16 protein-coding genes and 1 tRNA gene are annotated in these 18097 nt (G+C 70.7%); 6 read left to right on the top strand and 11 right to left on the bottom strand.

Going from position 1 to position 18097, the window contains the following annotated elements; genetic code table 11:
• The first annotated feature begins 21 nt into the window (after nucleotides 1–21).
• From QWJ41_RS06745 to QWJ41_RS06765, 5 genes are all read left to right on the top strand, one after another.
• Nucleotides 22–1197, top strand: coding sequence for an amidohydrolase family protein (locus QWJ41_RS06745; protein WP_300402108.1), 1176 nt, complete (start codon nucleotides 22–24; stop codon nucleotides 1195–1197).
• 73 nt (nucleotides 1198–1270) lie between these two features.
• On the top strand, nucleotides 1271–2170 hold the full coding sequence (locus QWJ41_RS06750; protein WP_302706721.1) for a TIGR03619 family F420-dependent LLM class oxidoreductase: 900 nt from the start codon (nucleotides 1271–1273) through the stop codon (nucleotides 2168–2170).
• A complete protein-coding gene (locus QWJ41_RS06755) occupies nucleotides 2167–2610 on the top strand; it encodes a nuclear transport factor 2 family protein (RefSeq protein WP_302706722.1) in 444 nt (147 codons plus the stop codon). The genes QWJ41_RS06750 and QWJ41_RS06755 overlap by 4 nt, the downstream gene beginning before the upstream one ends.
• A gap of 95 nt (nucleotides 2611–2705) precedes the next feature.
• Nucleotides 2706–3875 carry a thiolase family protein gene (locus QWJ41_RS06760; RefSeq protein ID WP_302706724.1) on the top strand — a complete coding sequence of 390 codons (1170 nt, stop codon included), beginning with the start codon at nucleotides 2706–2708 and terminating at the stop codon, nucleotides 3873–3875.
• Nucleotides 3872–4489, top strand: coding sequence for a PaaI family thioesterase (locus QWJ41_RS06765; RefSeq protein WP_302706726.1), 618 nt, complete (start codon nucleotides 3872–3874; stop codon nucleotides 4487–4489). Before QWJ41_RS06760 ends, QWJ41_RS06765 begins: the two co-directional genes overlap by 4 nt.
• A gap of 42 nt (nucleotides 4490–4531) precedes the next feature.
• Here QWJ41_RS06765 and QWJ41_RS06770 read toward each other — a convergent pair whose 3' ends face one another.
• The 4 genes from QWJ41_RS06770 to QWJ41_RS06785 form a co-directional block, all read right to left on the bottom strand.
• Nucleotides 4532–7228, bottom strand: a complete 2697-nt coding sequence (locus QWJ41_RS06770) for a branched-chain amino acid ABC transporter permease/ATP-binding protein (protein ID WP_302706728.1) — start codon at nucleotides 7226–7228, stop codon at nucleotides 4532–4534.
• Nucleotides 7225–7923 carry an ABC transporter ATP-binding protein gene (locus QWJ41_RS06775; protein WP_302706729.1) on the bottom strand — a complete coding sequence of 233 codons (699 nt, stop codon included), beginning with the start codon at nucleotides 7921–7923 and terminating at the stop codon, nucleotides 7225–7227. Before QWJ41_RS06775 ends, QWJ41_RS06770 begins: the two co-directional genes overlap by 4 nt.
• A gap of 162 nt (nucleotides 7924–8085) precedes the next feature.
• Nucleotides 8086–9297, bottom strand: a complete 1212-nt coding sequence (locus QWJ41_RS06780) for an ABC transporter substrate-binding protein (RefSeq protein WP_302706730.1) — start codon at nucleotides 9295–9297, stop codon at nucleotides 8086–8088.
• Nucleotides 9298–9570: 273 nt separating this feature from the next.
• Nucleotides 9571–10350: an enoyl-CoA hydratase/isomerase family protein gene (locus tag QWJ41_RS06785; protein ID WP_302706732.1), complete on the bottom strand. Its 780-nt coding sequence runs from the start codon at nucleotides 10348–10350 to the stop codon at nucleotides 9571–9573.
• A 75-nt stretch (nucleotides 10351–10425) separates the two neighbouring features.
• Here QWJ41_RS06785 and QWJ41_RS06790 point away from each other — a divergent pair, with 75 nt between their 5' ends.
• Nucleotides 10426–11280 carry an acyl-CoA thioesterase gene (locus QWJ41_RS06790; RefSeq protein WP_302706734.1) on the top strand — a complete coding sequence of 285 codons (855 nt, stop codon included), beginning with the start codon at nucleotides 10426–10428 and terminating at the stop codon, nucleotides 11278–11280.
• On the opposite strand, the gene QWJ41_RS06795 is transcribed toward QWJ41_RS06790, so the two are convergent.
• From QWJ41_RS06795 to QWJ41_RS06825, 7 genes are all read right to left on the bottom strand, one after another.
• Nucleotides 11271–11729, bottom strand: coding sequence for a nitroreductase/quinone reductase family protein (locus QWJ41_RS06795; RefSeq protein ID WP_336623279.1), 459 nt, complete (start codon nucleotides 11727–11729; stop codon nucleotides 11271–11273). The genes QWJ41_RS06790 and QWJ41_RS06795 overlap by 10 nt on opposite strands.
• Nucleotides 11730–11989: 260 nt before the next feature.
• Nucleotides 11990–13279, bottom strand: coding sequence for an amidohydrolase family protein (locus tag QWJ41_RS06800; RefSeq protein WP_302706735.1), 1290 nt, complete (start codon nucleotides 13277–13279; stop codon nucleotides 11990–11992).
• The gene (locus QWJ41_RS06805; protein WP_302706736.1) at nucleotides 13276–14370 is read right to left on the bottom strand and encodes a CoA transferase; all 1095 of its coding nucleotides are present in this window, start codon (nucleotides 14368–14370) and stop codon (nucleotides 13276–13278) included. The genes QWJ41_RS06800 and QWJ41_RS06805 overlap by 4 nt, the downstream gene beginning before the upstream one ends.
• Nucleotides 14371–14428: 58 nt before the next feature.
• Nucleotides 14429–15517 (bottom strand): enoyl-CoA hydratase/isomerase family protein, encoded by a 1089-nt coding sequence (locus QWJ41_RS06810; RefSeq protein WP_302706738.1) that lies wholly within the window; start codon nucleotides 15515–15517, stop codon nucleotides 14429–14431.
• Between the two features lie 259 nt (nucleotides 15518–15776).
• Nucleotides 15777–16277, bottom strand: a complete 501-nt coding sequence (locus QWJ41_RS06815; protein WP_302706739.1) for a hypothetical protein — start codon at nucleotides 16275–16277, stop codon at nucleotides 15777–15779.
• A gap of 363 nt (nucleotides 16278–16640) precedes the next feature.
• Nucleotides 16641–16713: transfer RNA gene (locus tag QWJ41_RS06820), tRNA-Arg, on the bottom strand.
• A 79-nt stretch (nucleotides 16714–16792) separates the two neighbouring features.
• Nucleotides 16793–18049 (bottom strand): cation:proton antiporter domain-containing protein, encoded by a 1257-nt coding sequence (locus tag QWJ41_RS06825; RefSeq protein ID WP_302706740.1) that lies wholly within the window; start codon nucleotides 18047–18049, stop codon nucleotides 16793–16795.
• Nucleotides 18050–18097 lie beyond the last annotated feature (48 nt).

An 18097-nucleotide genomic window follows, 5' to 3' on the forward strand; every position in this document is an offset into this window, starting at 1 on the left:
ATCCAGGGAGACGGATCCGCCATGCCGCTGCAGGAGCACCACCAGATCGTGTCGGTCGACGACCACCTCATCGAGCACCCCCGCGTCTGGCAGGACCGTCTGCCGGAGAAGTTCAAGGAGCGTGGCCCGCGGATCATCGAGAAGGACGACAAGCACATCTGGGTCTACGACGGCAACGTCTTCCCGACCGTCGGACTGAACGCGGTCGCCGGCAAGCCGCCGGAGGAGTGGGGGCTCGACCCCGTTCGCTACGAGGACATGATCCCCGGGTGCTACGACCCGGCCGCCCGCGTCAAGGACATGGACCTCGACGGCGTCCAGGCCGCGATGCTGTTCCCGTCGTTCCCGGGCTTCGGCGGTGGCGTCTTCTTCCGCGCCGAGGACAAGGAGCTCGCCCACCTCGGGGTGCAGGCATGGAACGACTACTACGCCGAGGAGTGGTGCCAGGCCTACCCGGACCGCTACATCCCCATGAGCATCGTCCCGATCTGGGACATCGAGCTCGCCACGGCCGAGGTCTACCGGACCGCGGCCATGGGGTCGCGAACCATCTCGTTCCCCGACAGCCCTGTCCCGCTCGGCCTCCCCAGCTTCCACAGCGAGGAGTGGACCCCCTTCTTCCGGGCCTGCGAGGAGACCGACATGGTGCTCTCCCTGCACTTCGGCTCCTCCGGGTACGTTCCCGGGTTCTCCTTCTCCGGCATGCAGGCCGTGCCCGGACAGATGCGGATGCCGGACGCGCCGTTCGCCGTCGCGATCACACTGTTCTCCAGCAACCTGATGTGGACGACGGTCGACCTGCTCTTCTCCGGTGCGCTGCAGCGGCACCCCAATCTGAAGTTCTCACTTGCCGAGGGTGGCATCGGCTGGATCCCCTACATCCTCGAGCGGTCCGACTTCGTCTGGGAGCGCCACCGGCACTACATGAAGAACATCGACTTCGACAGCCGACCCTCGGAGCTGTTCAAGAAGCACCTGTGGGGCTGCTTCATCGACGACGAGTTCGGGGTGAAGAACCTCGACCTCATCGGTCACGACAAGGTGATGCTCGAGATCGACTACCCCCACTCCGACTCCAACTGGCCCAACAGCCGCAAGCGCGCCGGCGAGGTCCTGGCCGACGTGCCCGACGACGTCGTCACCAAGATCGCCGAGACCAACGCCCGCGAGCTGTTCCGCTTCCCGCGGACGTCCTGACCTCACCCTTCGCGACCGCCTCCACCACTGCGGTGGAGGCGGTCGCGCTCGTCGTGACCCATGAGGAGCCTCGATGCAGATCAACTTCCAAATGCCGACCCGCGCCGTGAAGCACTACGCGGAGTGGACCGGGACCGAAGGTCTCGGCGAGCTCGCCGCCGCGGCCGAGGCGGCCGGGTTCGCTGCCGTGTCGACGACCGACCATCCCGTTCCGGCCGAGTCATGGCTGGCCCGTGGCGGCCACCACTCCTTCGACCCGTTCGTCGGGCTCGCCTTCATGGCCGCCAGCACGCGTCGAACCACCTTGTTGACCAACCTCGCCATCGCCGGCTATCGCAGCCCCTACGTCACGGCCAAGGCCGCTGCGAGCCTCGACCTACTCTCCGGCGGTCGGGTCGTCCTCGGCATGGGTGCCGGCTACGTGGATTCCGAGTTCGCGGCCCTCGAGGCCGACTTCGCCGGACGTGGCGCTCGCTTCGACACTGCCATCGCCAACCTGCGCACGGCGTGGTCGGGTGAGCCTTTTCAACCCACGGGCTCGACCGACTCCCACGTCATGCTGCCGAGGCCGGCGCAGGCCGGAGGGCCTCCGATCTGGATCGGCGGGAACAGCAAGCGCGCACGACGACGCGTCGCCGAGCTCGCCGACGGGTGGATGCCGTTCGAGCAGGGTGCAGCCTCCGCGGCAGTGACGGGCACCGACGTGCTGTCCTCGGTGGACGAGCTCGCCCGCGGCGTGACGGAGATCAAGGCCGAACGCCGAGAGCTGGGTCGCGACGAGCAGGTCGAGGTCTGCTTCGCCCCGTACGGCGTCGGGACCGCGGACGCGCTGGTGTCCTACCTCGAGCGCCACACCCCGGCGCTTCGCGACGCCGGCGTCGGATGGCTGACCTGGCAGTGCGCATCGCGGTCGATGGCTGACTGCCTGCAGGAGCTGGAGCGCCTCGGCCCCCACCTGGTCACACTGCGATGACCGACCCCCGCTGCGAGATCGAGAACCTGCTGGCGCGCTACACCGCCTACGGCGACGCCGGTCGCGTCGAGGAGTTCGCCTCGCTCTTCGCCGACGACGGCGTCCTACGGGTGGCCGGCCGGGCGTTCGTCGGGCCCGCCGGGGTGATGGCCTTCGCCACGGAGCAAGGAATCCAGATGGCACAGGCAGGACGTCTCCTTCCGGGCTTCCACCACGTGGGCTCCCGACTGGTCGAGGTCGAGGACGACCACGCCACCGCCAGCAGCGTCTTCGCCTTCTTCGCCCCGCACGGCATCGACCACTGGGGCACCTACCGCGACCACCTGGAGCGCGCGGAGGGCCGGTGGCAGTTCCGCGAGAGATCGGTGCGGTTCAGCGGTTTCACCACGGGCTCCACGGCTCAACAGATCGTGGCTGCTATTGTCGCGGAAGCGCCATAGTTGACGATATCGTCAATTGAAGCGATGCTGGATGTGCCCGTGGTGTTAAGACGCACCGCGCGATCACGCACCCACCCCAGGAAGAGGTAGCTCGCATGTCCGAGGCCGTCATCGTCAGTGCCGTACGAACTCCGATCGGGGTGGCCTTCAAGGGAACCCTGCGGGACACCTCCGCCGAGCACCTCGCCCAGGTGGCTGTCGGCGAGGCGATCGCCCGCTCTGGACTGTCGGCGGACCTGGTCGACGACGTGATCCTTGCCGAGTCGCTCTACGGCGGTGGCGACCTGGCTCGCCACGCCGCGGTCGGTCTCGGTCTGACCCGGGTGCCCGGGCAGGCCGTCAACCGGCACTGCGCGGGCAGCCTGACCGCGGTGGGCAACGCCGCGGCGAGCATCCGGGCCGGGATGGACCGTGTCGTGGTCGCCGGCGGCGCGATGTCGACCTCGATGATGCCCACCATGCACTGGCGCGTCCCTGGATCGACTGAGCCGCGCGTCGGCATCCCGCCGACGTACCCGTACGCCGAGGGTCCCGGCGACGACGTCACCATCACGACCGGTTGGGCCCCCGCGATCGAGGTGGGGCTCCGTCGCGACGAGGTGGACGCCTGGGCCTATCGCTCCCACATGCGCGCCGTCGCGGCGATCGACGCCGGCACATTCGACGACGAGATCGTCACGGTCAAGGTGCCTCAGGCCGACGGGTCCGTGGTCGAGTTTGCAGTCGACGAGGGCCCGCGGCGCACCACCACGCTGGACAAGCTCGCCGCCCTGAAGCCGCTGCACCCTGAGATCGATGGCTTCAGCGTCACCGCCGGCAACGCCAGCGGCGTCAACGACGCCGCGGCGGCACTGACCCTGACGAGCGCCGAGGTCGCCAGTCGTGAGGGGCTCGAGGCCCTGGCTCACGTCCGTGCCTGGGGGGCCATCGGTGTCGACCCGTCACTTACCGGGATGGGTGCCGTCGACGTGATCCCCTTCATCCTCGACCGCGCCGGCCTGACGATGACCGACGTCGAGCTCTGGGAGATCAACGAGGCCTTCGCCTCCGTCCCGCTCGCCGCATGTCGCGTCCATGGCATCGACGAGGACCGCGTCAACGTCTTCGGCAGCGGCTGCAGCCTCGGCCACCCGGTCGCTGCCAGCGGCGCCCGGATGCTCACCACCCTTACCCACGAGCTCGGCCGCCGTGGCGGCGGCATCGCGGTTGCCGCGATGTGTGCGGGCGGGGGCCAGGCCGGCGCCGTCGTGATCGAGGTGGCATGACCGCCGCCGCACCGTTCGCCGACTCCAGCTGGGTCCCGGACACCGAGCCACTCACCGACCCCTCCGACGTGACGGCGTACGGCGACCTGCTCGCCTCGCTGCGCAGCGTCCAGGACGCGATCGTCGACGCGGAGCCGGATCGCGCCACGATGCTCGAGCTCACCGACAGCCTGAGCACGATCAGCGAGCAGCTCCGAGCCTCGGCGGGCGTGGGACCGGCACCCTTCGCACGGCAGCTCGGGTTGCCGGACCGTGGCCAGACCCTCGTGCCGCCCCTGACGATCGATCGCGTCAGCGCCGACCGCGTTGAGGCGACGGTGACGTTCACCGAGTACTTCCACCTCGGCGGGCAGGTGGCGCACGGCGGCGCCGTGGCTCTGGTCTTCGACGAGGTGCTCGGACTCCTGTGCAGCGCTGGGGGGCGGCCGTGGTCCCGCACGGCGTTCCTGCACGTGGACTACCGCAACCCGACGCCAGGCGACGTCCCCCTCGACCTGGCCGTGTGGCTGGACTCGGAGGACGGCCGCAAGCGGGTCATGCGCGGAGAGATCCGGCACGGTGACGTGGTGTGCGCCGAGAGCCACGGGTTGTTCGTCGCCGTGCGAGCTTCCTGATCCGCTGACGCGGAGCCCACGTCGGAGGCCTCGTCGGGGCCGTCAGACGTCTGCCGTGGCCGGGAGGCCGAGGTAGGCGGTGCGCACGGTCGGATCGTCGCTGACCCGGCCGGGCGCACCAGTGAAGATCGTGCGTCCGAAGTCGAGCACCACCACGTCGTCGGAGGTCCGCAGCACCATCGCGACGTCATGCTCGATGAGCAGAACTCCCATGCCCCACTCGTGGGCCAGACGCCGGATCAGGTGACCCAGCTCAGCGGTCTCGGACTCGTCGAGGCCCGCTCCCGGCTCGTCGAGGAGGAGGACCGAGGGCCGCGTGGACACGGCCCGAGCGATGGCGACCAGGCGGCGTTGCCCGTAGGAGAGCTCGGTGGGGAGCTTGTCGAGGACGTCGCCGAGACCGAGCTCCTCCACCGCAGCCGCGGCCGTGGTGGTAAGTCGACCGCGACCCGGCCAGAACAGGTCGGTGACGTAGCCCAGCGCGTCGCGCTGGTCCGAGGCGGCGAGAAGGTTCTCGCGCACCGAGAGATCGTCAAAGAGCTCGAGGCTCTGGAAGGTACGGCCGAGGCCGGCGCGCGCCCGCTTGGTCGCAGACCACGAGGTGATGTCGCTTTTCCCGAGCAGCACGCGTCCCTGCGCCGGGCTGGCGTAGCCCGTGACGACGTCGACGAGGGTGGTCTTGCCGGCACCATTGGGTCCCAGGAGGCCCAGGACCTTGCCGGGCTCCACGAACAGGGACACCTCCGAGAGGGCGGTGACCCCACCGAATCGCTGGACGACGCCGCTGACGGTGAGTGAGTGCGACTCGATCGGTTCGACCTGGCGAGGTGTCGCGACCTCGTGAACCGGGCGGCCCCCGAGCGGCAACCTCCAGGCGCGCAGTCGGGCGGGAATCGCTGCGCTGATGGCTGCGGCAGCGCCGTTCTGGCTGGCGATGAGCAAGAGGATCAGGATCACGCCACCGGCGAGCGGGACGTAAGCATCGATGCTCTCGGAGAGTTGCGCGGCGATGATGGTCCCGACCCCGCCCGTGACCAGCGGAACGCCGAGTGCGGGCCCGAGGGCGTATCCGACGCCCCCGACCACGGCCACCGTCATCACGTTGATCGAGGAGAAGGGCCCGAACAGGTTGGCATAGAGGATCGTGGAGTACGAGAACGCCAGCAGCACCCCACCCAGTCCTGCGATGGCGGCAGCGAGGGAGAAGGCATAGAGCTTGGCCGCGAAGACACTCACCCCGATGGAGGCCGCCGCCCGCTCGTTCACGCGGACAGCCAGCAGCCGGCGCCCGACGCGACCGCGACGCAGGTTCGCGATGAGCAGCGCGACGAGCGCGAAAGCGACCACGCACACACTGGCGTAGGTGTGCAGGTGGAGGACGGGGTCGATCTCGAGGCCGAACAGGGTCTGGAAGGGAATCTGTGTCTGGTCGGTTCCTCCGGTGAGCTCGGTGCTGCTGAAGAGGACGGCGTAGACGGCGAAGCCCAGCCCGAAGGTGACCACCGTCAGGTTGACCCCGCGCGTGCGCAGGGCCGGGAGGCCGAGCAGGAGACCGACCAGTCCGGCCGCGACGATACCCGCCACCAACGCCGGTCCGAAGGTCCAGCCCTGTGCGTCGACCAGCCGGCCCGCGGCGTAGGCGCCGACGCCCGCCAGTGCCATCTGGGCCAGGCTCAGCTGCCCGGCGTACCCGGTCAGGACGACGATGGAGAGTGCCACGATCCCCACCGACATCGAGACCACGATCGCTTGGAGCAGGTCGTAGTCCAGCTTCCAGGTGGTCTGCATCAGGAGGACCAGCAGCCCGGTCGCGACCAGTGCCGGCACCGCCCGCACCCGTCCGTTGCCCACGCTCGGGAGCCGGTCGGCGGTCGTGCCGCGCACCGGGAGACCGCGCCCCCGGATCACGAGCATCACCACGATCGCGATGAACGGGATGGCGTCAGAGACGCCGGTGATGTCGGTGTACTGCATGGCCTCGCTCTGCACGATCGCGAGCAGCCACCCGGCGAGCAGCGCCATCGGATAGGACCTGAACTGGGCGAACAGAGCCGCTGCCAGCGCGCCGACGATGAGCAGCGAGAGCCCCCCCAGCGTGAAGTAGCCGGAGGTCGTGGAGAAGACCAGGGACCCGGCGAGGCCGGCGAGCGCGCCGCCGACGATCCACGTAGCCATCGCGAGGACCTCGGGTGACCACCCCAGGGCGCGGGCCGCCCGGGGGTTCTCGGCGGAGGCGGTGAGTGCCAGGCCGAAGCGGGTGCGGGAGCTCGCCACGAGTGCGGCGACGACGAGCACGGCGATCACCGCGAGGTAGAGCGACTGCCGTCCGAGGACGACGCCCGCGACCTGCACGGTCTCCGTGGGCAGCAGCGGCTCGGTCGCCTGCTGCTCGGCACCGAACGCGAGAGCCAGGCTCTCGTTGACGACCGTGAGGACCCCCAGCGTGGCGATCACCCGCGATATCGGGCTGGCCCCGCGCAAGGGCCGCATCACGCAGAGTTGCACCAAGCCGCCGACCGCGGCGGTGAGGAGGACGACCAAGACCAGGGTCACGGCGGTGCTCAGGCCCCGGTTGTCGCGCAGCTCCACGAAAAGGAAGGCGGCGAGCACGGCAAAGTGCCCGTGAGCGAGGTTGATGGTTCCCGAGCCGCGGTAGATCAGCACCAGCCCGACGGCGAGCAGGGCGTAGACCGATCCCAACCCCAGTCCCAGGGCTGCGAACTGGACGAAGTCACTCATGAGGCACGCTCCTCGGCGCGGTCGAGGTAGAGCTCGGCGATGGCGTCGGGGGCACCGCGCAAGGGTGCGGCGGCCCCGTCGTGGACGACTTTGCCGCGGCGCAGGACGTAGACGTGGTCGGCCGCCTCGATGGCCAGGTGGACGTGCTGCTCGACGAGCAGGACGGCAACCCCGCTGTCAGCGGCAGCGCGCACGGCTTTCAGCAACCGCTGGACGATCACCGGTGCCAGACCCAGCGACAGCTCGTCGGCAAGCAGCACCGACGGCCGTGCCGCCAGCACCCGGCCGAGCGCGAGCATCTGCTGTTGACCACCTGACAGCAAACCTGCCGGACGGTCGACGTGGTCGTGCAGCTCGGGGAACAGGTCGAGGGCATCCGACACACTTCCACGTCCCAGGCGGAGGTTGTCGCGGACCGTGAGGCCGGTGAAGACGCAGCGTTCCTCGGTCAGCAAGCCGATGCCCTGCCGCACGCGCCGGTGGAGCGGTGCCGAGGTCTTCTCTCCACTGACCAGCACCGTGCCGCCGGCGGCCGGCACCTCTCCGGCCAACGCGTGGATGGTCGAGGTCTTGCCGGCGCCGTTCGCCCCGAGCAACGCGACGACCTCGCCGCGGCGTACTTCGAGGCTCACGTCGTGCACGGCCGCATTCCCCGCGCCGTAGCGCACCACGAGGTGGTCGGTCGAGATCGCCACGGGCGCCGGGCGACGTGTGCTGAGCTCCTCGGGCGGGTTCGTGACGTGACTCGGTCCCACTGCGACTCCCACGGTTGTTGCTGACTGGGCGGATGGTGCCGGCGACGGCGGGGTCAGGTGACCCCGCCGTCGTCGGAGCTCCTTGGTGTGCTGGCGCGGGCCTCAGCCGCCGAGAGCCGCCGCGATGGCGGGCCCCAGGTCGACGGGGTCGCCTTGAGCGACCAGCTCGCCGCCGCTGACCGTCTTCGGGACCGCCGTGGTGTTGAAGGTGCGCGCTAGCGGCGGCACGGGCAGCGGAGTGGTGAAGTCGATGGGCGGGGTGATGCCGCCGGTGTCGACCGCCGAGGCCGCGCTCATGGCTTCGGCAACGGACTCGGCGGTGACCTCGCCGTCGATGGTCGCAACCACCTCGCTGAACACCTTCATCGCCACCCAGGTGAGCTGGAGGACCTCACCGCTGAAGTCGAGGTCGCTCGGTACCGCGGCCACCGCATCGGCCCAGGCCGGGTCGTCCAGGGTCGGGAAGTTGCCCGAGATGACCGATCCCTCGAGCTGCTCGCCGAAGCTGTCGACCACGGCGTTGTCGAAGGTCGCTGCCGGCGCCAGGATGCGCGAGCTGACACCGAGCTGGTCCATGGCAGCCACGAGCGGCGCGTACATGGAGGTCGGCAGAGCAGTGAAGGCGCAGTCGGCGCCGTCAAGGGCCTGGGCGACCGGCGTGAAGTCGACGGTCGTCTGGGCGACCTTGACCGGGTCGGCGAAGGACTTGCCCGCGGCCGCGAGCGCGCCCTCACCGAAGGTGAGCACCCCTGCGGCGGCAGCGGTGTCGAGGATCACCGGCGTCGGCGACTCGCAGGTCTGAGCAGCCACGCCGCCGAGGTAGACGTAGCCCAGGGCGCCTGCCCAGACCGGGAACGAGAGCTCGCTCGTCAGCGCCGCCGGCGTGGACGACGGAGCGCCGATCCACGGGATTCCGGCCGGCTCGATGACCTTGAAGACCTCCTCCTCGAAGCCGGCGAAACCGCCGACGAGGGCGACGACGTCCTCCTGCACGGCCTCGCGGGCGCACGCGGTGGCCTCGTTGGGGTCGTACTTGCCGTTGCAGTAGACCATCTCGACGTCGGCGCCGTTGATCCCGCCGTCGGCGTTGAGCTGGTCGATGTAGGCCTGGGCAACGGTGTCGGTGGCGAAGTTCGTGGCCGGCGTGCCGGTCGGCCCGATATTCATGATCTTGATCGTGGGCTCGCCGCTGCTCGCGCTGCCGTCACCGGGGTCGGTGCCATCGGCACCACCGTCGTCTCCACAGGCGGTGAGCAAGCCGGCGGCCAGCGTCAGTGCGGCGACTGCGGCTGCGTGCCTCGTGCGGTTCTTCATCGGGGGCTCCCTTGCTTCCTCAACGGAAAGTCATGTGACGTGCTGGCGAAGGATCACTCGCCCGAGAGATCGAGCGTGAGCAGAGTCACACGTTTTTGACGTTGTCGTCAAACGATACTCCCAATTGGGTCGTAATGCCGCCCAAAGAGGCAGATGCGGGCGTGCTCGCGACGTCAATTAGGCGTGCTGAGACACCGGTTCTGGTCCGCATCCGAAGACCAAGTGACGGTCAAGTCAAGCGGGATGCGCCTGCCGCGAGCGCCTAGCCTGAGGTCAGTGCTGCTGAGGTCCGAAGCGGGGCGCCCGCTTCTCCACGAACGCGCTGACGCCCTCGCGTGCGTCCGACGTGGTCGCCGCCGCGCGGATGCCGATGGCCTCGAGCCGCATCGCACCTTCGGGCGCCGGCTCGGCCACGTCGCGCAGGAGCCGCTTAGTGAGCGCGAGGGCCACCGGTGCGCTGGTGAGCACTCGCGCGACGACGTCGTCGACTGCGGCGTCCAGCTCGGCGGCAGGCACCACCCTCGCCACGAGCCCGGCCAGGTGTGCCTCCTCTGCTGTCATCGTGTCGTTGAGGAGGGCCAGACGCAGTGCTCGGTGGAGTCCGATGCTGTGCACGAGCAGGCTGGTGCTCCCGTCGACGCTCAACCCGACCTTCGTGTAGGCACAGGTGAAGGAAGCCGCGTCGGCCGCCACCACGAGGTCGGCCGCCATCGCCAGTGGGAATCCGGCCCCCGCCGCCGCTCCCTGCACCACCGAGACGACGATCGCCTCCGAGCGCACCAGCTCGGAGATCACCTGGTGCAGCTCCGCTGCGAGGTCGTCGACGAGCTCACCCATGTCGGCAGCACCGGCGAAGGCCGGCAGGTCGCCACCGACGCAGAAGAAACGACCCGTCGCGGCCAGCACGATGACCCGAGCCTGATCGGCGCCCGCACGACGTACGGCGCCACGAAGCTCGTGCACCGACGCTGGGTGGAGCGGGTTGCCGCGCTCGGGGTCGACCAGCGTGATGCGTGCGGTGTCATCGGCGAAGGAGTAGTCCACGAGGCCCATGCCGGTCACACTGCCACGAGACGACCACATGGGCCCAGGGACGCCGCGGGCCGGCTCGCCCCGATACTGATGCGCATGCCACCCACCGACCTGAACGAACTACTCGCTCTCGAGCAGGTCGCGCCCCGGACCTTCCGCGGCCAGACGAAGCCCCCTCCGGCACGGCGCAGCTACGGCGGTGAGGTCGCCGCCCAGGCGATCTGCGCGGCCGGAGGCACGGTGCCGGATGATCGCTCCCTCCACTCCGCCCACATGATTTTCCTGCTGCCCGGTGACACCACCCTGCCGATCGACTTCGAGGTCGAGGACGTGCGCGACGGGGGCTCCTTCAGCGCCCGTCGTGTGGAGGCGCGGCAGGGGGACCGCGCGATCTTCGCGATGTCGGCTTCCTACCAGGCACCGGCCGCAGGACCCGAGCACCAGCCCGAGCTCCACGACGGACCTGCTCCGCTCGACTCCTCCGCACCAGGAGAGCTGTTCGCCGCGGACTCTGTCAACCGTGCGTGGGCCGACCATCTCGCGGACTTCCTCGACGTCGAGCTGCGCTTCCCCTACCCGCCGGTCCGCGTGCCCGCCATGCGGGGAGTCGCGGTGCCCGCTCGACAGCAGGTCTGGGCCAGGACCCGCCAGACAATCGGGAGCGAGCCTGTCCTGCGGGATGCAGGAGTGGCTTACCTCAGCGACATGCTGCTGCTGGCCACTGCACTGGGTCCGCACCGGCTGACCCTGCAAGACGAGCGGATCGCGTTCGCGACCATCAACCACACGATCTGGTTCCATGCGCCGCTACGAGTCGACGAGTGGTTTCGCTACGACCAGGAGTCACGATGGGCCGGACGCGGCCGCGCCCTGTGCCACGGGGAGATGTACGACGAGGCCGGCAAGCTGTGCGCCACCACGATGCAGGAGGGCCTGGTCCGCTACCGCTGATCCTCGCGCGACTCCTCGTGCGGGACGAGCTCGACGACGGGAATCACCCGAGGCGCCGCGGAGGTCTCATGGTCGTGGAAGAACGGGTGTGCCGCGGTGATGGACGACCAGGCGCCTGCTCGCGCCGCCCCCTCGAGCACGACGGCCGAGGCCCGGTAGGTCCCCCGTCCGATCTCCACGGTCACTGTCGGTCGAGCTCGCAGGTTGTGGCACCAGCTCGGGTCGCGACGAGCCCCGTTGGCGGAGCCGATCACGAAGAGGCGCTCACCCTCGCGGTGGAACATCATCGGACTCGTCCTCGGCTCGCCCGAGCGAGCGCCGATCGTGGTCAGCAGCAACAGGTCGTCGCGCCGCATGCCCTCGATCTCCTCCCCCGCGCGAAACTGGGCGATGACACGGCGGTTGATCTCACGAATGTCGATGGCGGCTCTCCCATACCCGTGCAGCAGCTCCTTCGGTGCGAAGAGCTCGCTGTCTTTCGTCCGACGATATCGTCAGAAACCGACGGGCGACAACGGGGTCTGCCTCGTGAGCGGGCTTAGTCTCCTGCGTTTCAGCCCTGCCATGCGTTCCATGCGCCTACTGACGCCATCGCCAAGTGAACGCCACGGTTGCGGCACCCGGACCGCCACCGGCGAGCTCAGCGCGACTCTCTCGGCAGCCGGCTGCGCCGGGAGAACGCCTGGACGGCGGGTGGGTTGCCCGCGCCTCAGGTCAGCGCCGTGCCGGCAGGCCCGCCCGATCGCACCCCGCTACACCAGACCGCTCTCACGACCTCGTGACGGGGAACGGCCAGCGCCTCGTCGAGGGTCGTCGACAGCAGCACCAGGTCGGCAGGCTCTCCGGGCCGCACCCGCCGGGGACCACCGTGCTCGTCGGTCAGGTAGCCGGCCAGGGCGACCCGCGCGGCGACCCGCTCGGCCTCACCCAGCACCACCCCGGAGCCCGTGCGCCGGTCGCGCGCGGCGGCGATGACGGCCCAGGGGTCGAGCGGGCCGTAGGGCGCGTCGCTGCTGGCCGCGACGTCCACCCCCGCCGCGAGAAGACTGCCGAAGGGGTAGAGGTGCGGCAGGTCGTCGGGGTGAACCCGGGCGCGGTAGTCGTCGCCCCGGTCGGCGAGGAAGCCCGGCTGCGTCACCACGCGCAGGCCCCGCAGGCGCTCGGTCACGCCGGGCGGCACCACCGCCGCGTGCTCGATCCGGTCACCTGGCAGCCTGCCCACCTCGTCGAGAGCCGCGAGCGTCAGCAGCAACGACTCCCGCGTCACGCAGTGCACGGCCACAGGCTCCCCTGCGCCATGACGCTCCGCGATCGTCGCGCACAGCTCATCGAAGGAGGGCAGGTCGTGGTCGCGGAGCAGCAGCTTGCGTCGCCCGAGGAACCAGACCCGCTGGGGCAGCAGGTCCTGGCCCTCGAAGCCCTCGAGGCCAGGGGTGGCGTCGGTGACCGAGGTGATGCCGAACGCAGCAAGCTCGCGACCCAGGGCACCGAGGTCGAGTGCGGTCTCCGGCAGGGCCGGCCGGAGCCGGTCGTCATAGCGCCACAACCGACCAGTCGGCGCACCCGACGGGTCGCGCTCGACGTCGAGACTGTCGTCGAGCACGTGGTCGACCGCCGCCAGGGCCGCCGAGTTGAGGACCCACAGGGCGCCGCTGCGGTGCTGCACCCGCACCGGACGACGGGCCTGCACAGCATCGAGGTCGTGCCGGTCGGGCGACCAGGGGAGGCCGACTCCGCGAACCCACCCGTCGCCCGGCGCCGCAGCCAGCGCGGTCAGCCCGTCGCGGCAATCGACCGAGGCACGAGCCGCGGCGAGCGCCAACAGGTGCAGGTGGTGGTCGTGCAGCCCCGGTAGCAGCGCTGCCTCGCCCCCGTCGACGACCTCGTCGGACTCCTCGGCAGCCAGTCTCGGTTCGAGGTTGACGATGCGATCACGGCGGAGCCGTACGTCGACCAGCTGCCCCGCGACCTCGACCCGCGTCAGGAGCGTGGTCCTCACCGGCGCCTCGTCGGATCGGCGACCGGGAACTCACCGTCGGCACACTCGACCCACCAGGCGTCGTCCCGCTGACGTACGGCGTGCTCGGCCGCGGCTCCGGGCGCGGCCTCGGCGGCGACGTGGAGCATCGAGACGTCGACCAGCCGAGCCTCCTCCGCGGCCATCGCCTCGACCGCGTGCAGCGCGGCCGTCACACCACCGAGGGGGTCGGCGACCGCGTCACCGACCGGCACGGGGCACGCCCCTTCCCGCAGCCATAATCCACCGGCGACAGCCACGTCGTCGCCGAAGCCCACGGCGTCGGAGTCCCGTCCGCGCGCGGTGATCGACAACCAGGAGGTCCCCGCGGCCACGACCTCCTCCGCGATCAGCCCGAGCTGCCTCAGCGCCCTGGGACGTGAGGCCTCGAGCACGAGGTCCGCCCGCGCCACCAGGGCTCGCAGGGTGTCGAGCTCGGTGTCGAAGTCGAGGACCAGGCTCCGCGACCCGGCGTGCAGCAGCTCGAAGAAGACAGGAGGCCCGGACCTCGCCCCGTCGGGTCGCGAGCGGCTCTCCACCTTGACCACCTCGACCCCCCGCAGCCCCAGCAGGTGGGCGCACAGCGGGCCCGCCCACAGACTGGTCAGGTCGACCACCAACGGCCGCTCCGCCGGACGACGCTGCCCCAGGACCGACGTCAGCACGGGCGGCCGGTCCGTCGGCGGCTGGGCGGGCACCACTCCCCCAGCCATCCCCAGCAGCCGCAGCCGCTCCTCGGCGTCGGCGCCAGGGCGTGCCGCAGCCCAGCCGGCAACCGCTTCCCAGGGGTCCACGTCGTCCCCGAGGTCCTCCTCGACCAGCGCGGGCACCAGCGACCGGTCGCTGGCGCGCGGCATCGACAGCACCAGGTGCCCGTCCGCGGTCGGGAGCGTCCGCGCCGCACCGCCGCACGACCACGGAGCGTTGCGCCGCAGCCCGGCGTACGCCGCCCGCTCACCGAGCAGCCCCGGGATCTCGTACCCGACGACTCGCTGCACCGCGTCACGGACCAGGCTCGCGGCGCGGCCCGGCGCCGCCCGGGGCGGACCGTCCGGCCACCCGGTCAGAGCCATCGCCCCCGACGCGGCCCAGTCCCGCAGGGCACCCTCCGGGCCACTGTCCGCCGTTCGCTCATACGAGCTCATCGACCAGCCCCCACGCCAGGGCTCGATCGAGACCGAGCCGGTAACCGGTGAGGGCGAGCCACGCCGTGCGCCAGCGGCCGATCCGCCGGGTCACGCTGACCGTGCCACCGGCTCCGGGCACGAGCCCGAAACCGGTCTCCGGCAGGGCGAATGACGTACCCGGTCGGGCCCGCACCCGCGACGCAAACGCCGGCACCTCGATGCCGGCACCGATGCAGGCACCGTGCAGAACCGGCCGGACCACGTCGCGCAGCCGGTGCACCGCGAGCCCTGCGCTCGCAGCCAGACGCACCACGTGAGCCGTCGCGACGTCCGGGGTCGTGCCGAACTCGTCCAGGTCACCCCCGCTGCAGAACGAGGGACCCGCGCCCGACAGCTCGACTCGGGCGATGCTGTCGTCCAGGCGCGCCACCTCGAGCGCCTCGAGCAATCCGTTGCGGACCTCGTGGCCGAAGGCGTTGTGCCGCGCCGGCCGGTTGAGCACGACCTGCAGGACGGCCCCCTCGCGGGTCACCACCACCGGGGAATCGCCGGTCGGGACCTCGCGACGAGGCGTCGTCGCACGCCACTGTCCGAACTCCGGCCCGGCCAGCAGTGTCGAGTAGGCCAACGACTCAGCGACCAGCCCGCGCTCGACCGAGCAGGACGACGTCACGTCGAGGACGTCGATCAGCGTGAGCGCGGCCAGCGGCGCGTTCGCGACCACGGAGCCGACCTGCTCCAGGACCGCGTCGCCGGTCGAGCCGGCATCGATCCACGACCGTCCGGGACCTCCTGGAGCAACCGTGAACGCCAACGCCTTCATCAGCCCGCGCGCCGCAGGCGGCAACGGCGAGCTGGCGACACCGACCAAGATCTTGTGATGCTGCGTGCCGAGCGCCTGCACCGCGCGCGGGGCCAGCGACCAGTCGGCACGGTCCAGATCGACCGCAGCAACCGGTCGATCGACGGTCCCGTCGGCTCCCAGGTCGAGACGAGCGGCGCCGTCAACGAGGTCGGTCACATCAAGACGCTGCACCAGGCCAGCATGGCAGGGCACGCGCTGATAGCGCGTGCTCGCCTTCAAGGTGGTCACCGTTCGACGGCGACGCGATACTGCGTGGCGGGTCCGATGCACGATCACTGCCTTCCGCGTGACCGCTGTCGCTCTCACCGCGCGTCTGCGGGTGAGACGGTCGCCCGAGGTTGGGCCTGCTGGGGCGTGTGCCTAGATGCCTATGGGTGTTCGTGATGGCTGCGAGGCTGCGGATACCTTGGCCTCACCCCGCTCCCCAAGGCGGGGATTGCCTCCTGATCGCTCTGCACCAGATGCGGAATACCCATCAATCGCGAGTTCAGGCCCTGCGCGGTCCGGTGAAAGACTCGCAACCGTCGACCCTGACACCTTTGATTCGTCCACAGAAGCAACTGCGTCTCCTGACCGCGTGCGTGTCTTTCCGCCGCCCACCGGCGTGGGTGCCCGTCCGGAACGGCCGACGAGCGGGTATGGGGAACGGACGGTTCAAGCAGCTTCCGTCTGACTGCAGATCATGCTGGGTAGAACCGACCTCCAGCGGACAGGAGAAGACGATGGACGACAGCAACATCGCCGGGTGGGAGCCGAAGCTCTTGAGAGGTACCGACACCTGTGAACTCAGGGTGAGGTCCTTGGTCGGATGGCGCAGCAGGCTCGAGCGGTACGGCGGGTAGTCGAGGCGCGGTTGCTGCTCCCCCGGCCCTGCGAGCCCGCCGTCAGCCTCGTAGTCGGCGGCAAGGGCGGCGATCTCGGCGCTGACCTCGGCCTGGGAGGTGGCGGCCGCGTCGGAGCTCGCGACCGGTGGCGTGACCTGACTCATGGATCGGACCCTAGGCCGGGGCGTCGAGCCTGCGACAGCAGTCACTTCCGCTCAGCGGAAGGTAAGCACGACTTTAACGACTAGCATTCCGGAGCGATGCGCGCGTTGAGGGGTGCACCCCCGCCAGCGCGAACTGAGGTGGTGCCAGCCCGGCCACAACAACGATCAGTTTTACCGGGACCCCACCGCCGCTACGGATGACCCCCTCGGCGGCAGCGCGCGTCGCTGGCGCGACAACACTCGCCCGACCGGGCTCACGACTGTGTCCCAGGTGTGTCCGCACCCGACCCCAAGCCAGGGCGTCGCACAAGCAGAACAGCCGCTGCCCCGTGTCTTGCCAGGTCAGCGGCTGTTCGTGTCTTGCGCGCCTGTAGGGATTCGAACCCCAAACCTTCTGATCCGTAGTCAGATGCTCTATCCGTTGAGCTACAGGCGCCCGTCGCGCGGCATGCCGTGCGACCCAAGGAGATTAGCGCAGACGTCGCGCGAGCCGAAATCGGGCCCGGGTCGCGGGCTCACCCACCCTCCACCCGTGCGTACGCCGCTCGCCCGGGGCTGCCGGTCAGGCCGTGCACGAGGGTGCTGCCGACCACGACCGCGGTGCCGGCGGTGACCACCAGGTCGCTGCCGGGCACTCGCTCGCCGACCTCCAGCAGGTAGTAGATCGCCGAGACCCCGATCGGGCCGAACCAGCCGAGGAACAGCGCGTCGCGGCGAGCCAGCCGCAGGGCCGGGGAGAGCGCCAGCAGCCAGGGCAGCCGCCGCAGGAGCAGCACCCCGACGACCAGCAGCACCAGCGCCCACCCGATCTCGGCCCAGGCCGACCACGGCAGGGCGACGCCGAGCAGCACGAAGACCGGCAGCACGGCGTACTTGTTGAGCGCCTCGTCGATGGTCAGCGCGCGCACCCGGTCGTCGCTCGTCCAGGTCGCGTTGAGCGCCAGCCCGGCCACGAAGACGGCCAGCACCGCCCCCACGTCGAGCAGGTGCGCGGCGGAGAGCACACCGAGCGCGAGCACCAGGGTGAACAGGACCGCCTGCGCCGGGCTGGTGTCGCTGTGCTGCTCACCCAGCCGCACCGCCCGGCCGGCGCCCCACCCGGCGGCGACGCCGAGCACCAGGGCGCCCAGCACGCTGCGCAGCACCTCGAGCCCCGCCTCACCGCCGGTCAGCGGTCCGGCGACCGCCACCGCCACCACGACCAGCGGCAGGGCCAGGCCGTCGTTGGCGCCCGACTCCAGCGACAGCAGCTGCCGGGTGCGCTCGGCGATGTCGCGCTCGGCGGGCCCGCCGGTCACCACGCTCGAGCTGAGCACCGGGTCGGTGGGGCAGACCGCGACGCCGAGCAGCAGGGCCGCGGCGGCGCCCAGCCCGGCGGTCGGCCCCAGCACCGCCCAGGCGACGCCGGCCGACGCCAGCGCCATCACCGGCATCAGCACTCCCAGGAGGAGCCCCACCGAGCCCGCGCGGCGGCGTACGTCGCCGATCGGGTAGCGCAGGGCGATCGCCATCATCGAGACGGCGAGCAGGACCACCGCCACCTCGCGGAGCTCGTGGGGGCCCGCGCCCAGCTCGGGCAGCACCACCCACCCGAGCGCCTGGGGCCCGACCAGCACCCCGGCCACCACCGCCAGCAGCGGCTCGGAGACCGGCAGCCGGTCGAGGCTCGAGGACAGGGCGGCGACACCCAGACCCAGCACCGCCACCACGACGACGACCACCTCGACGTGCATGACGCCACCCGACCCGACGGCTGCGAACCCGCGCCTCACCCGTCCGTGTGTAGCTCCGCAGTCCCCGAGATCGCCCGTGTGACCGGG

The organism is Nocardioides cremeus (genome assembly GCF_030518195.1).
Taxonomy (GTDB): Bacteria; Actinomycetota; Actinomycetes; order Propionibacteriales; family Nocardioidaceae; genus Nocardioides; species Nocardioides cremeus.

Excerpts from the sequence above, each read along its gene's own strand:
- QWJ41_RS06760 (WP_302706724.1), top strand. The coding sequence starts at position 2,706 with ATGTCCGAGGCCGTCATCGTCAGTGCCGTACGAACTCCGATCGGGGTG.
- QWJ41_RS06790 (WP_302706734.1), top strand. The coding sequence starts at position 10,426 with ATGCCACCCACCGACCTGAACGAACTACTCGCTCTCGAGCAGGTCGCG.
- QWJ41_RS06780 (WP_302706730.1), bottom strand. The coding sequence starts at position 9,297 with ATGAAGAACCGCACGAGGCACGCAGCCGCAGTCGCCGCACTGACGCTG.
- QWJ41_RS06750 (WP_302706721.1), top strand. The coding sequence starts at position 1,271 with ATGCAGATCAACTTCCAAATGCCGACCCGCGCCGTGAAGCACTACGCG.
- QWJ41_RS06805 (WP_302706736.1), bottom strand. The coding sequence starts at position 14,370 with ATGGCTCTGACCGGGTGGCCGGACGGTCCGCCCCGGGCGGCGCCGGGC.
- QWJ41_RS06765 (WP_302706726.1), top strand. The coding sequence starts at position 3,872 with ATGACCGCCGCCGCACCGTTCGCCGACTCCAGCTGGGTCCCGGACACC.
- QWJ41_RS06785 (WP_302706732.1), bottom strand. The coding sequence starts at position 10,350 with ATGGGCCTCGTGGACTACTCCTTCGCCGATGACACCGCACGCATCACG.
- QWJ41_RS06815 (WP_302706739.1), bottom strand. The coding sequence starts at position 16,277 with ATGAGTCAGGTCACGCCACCGGTCGCGAGCTCCGACGCGGCCGCCACC.
- QWJ41_RS06745 (WP_300402108.1), top strand. The coding sequence starts at position 22 with ATGCCGCTGCAGGAGCACCACCAGATCGTGTCGGTCGACGACCACCTC.
- QWJ41_RS06755 (WP_302706722.1), top strand. The coding sequence starts at position 2,167 with ATGACCGACCCCCGCTGCGAGATCGAGAACCTGCTGGCGCGCTACACC.
- QWJ41_RS06770 (WP_302706728.1), bottom strand. The coding sequence starts at position 7,228 with ATGAGTGACTTCGTCCAGTTCGCAGCCCTGGGACTGGGGTTGGGATCG.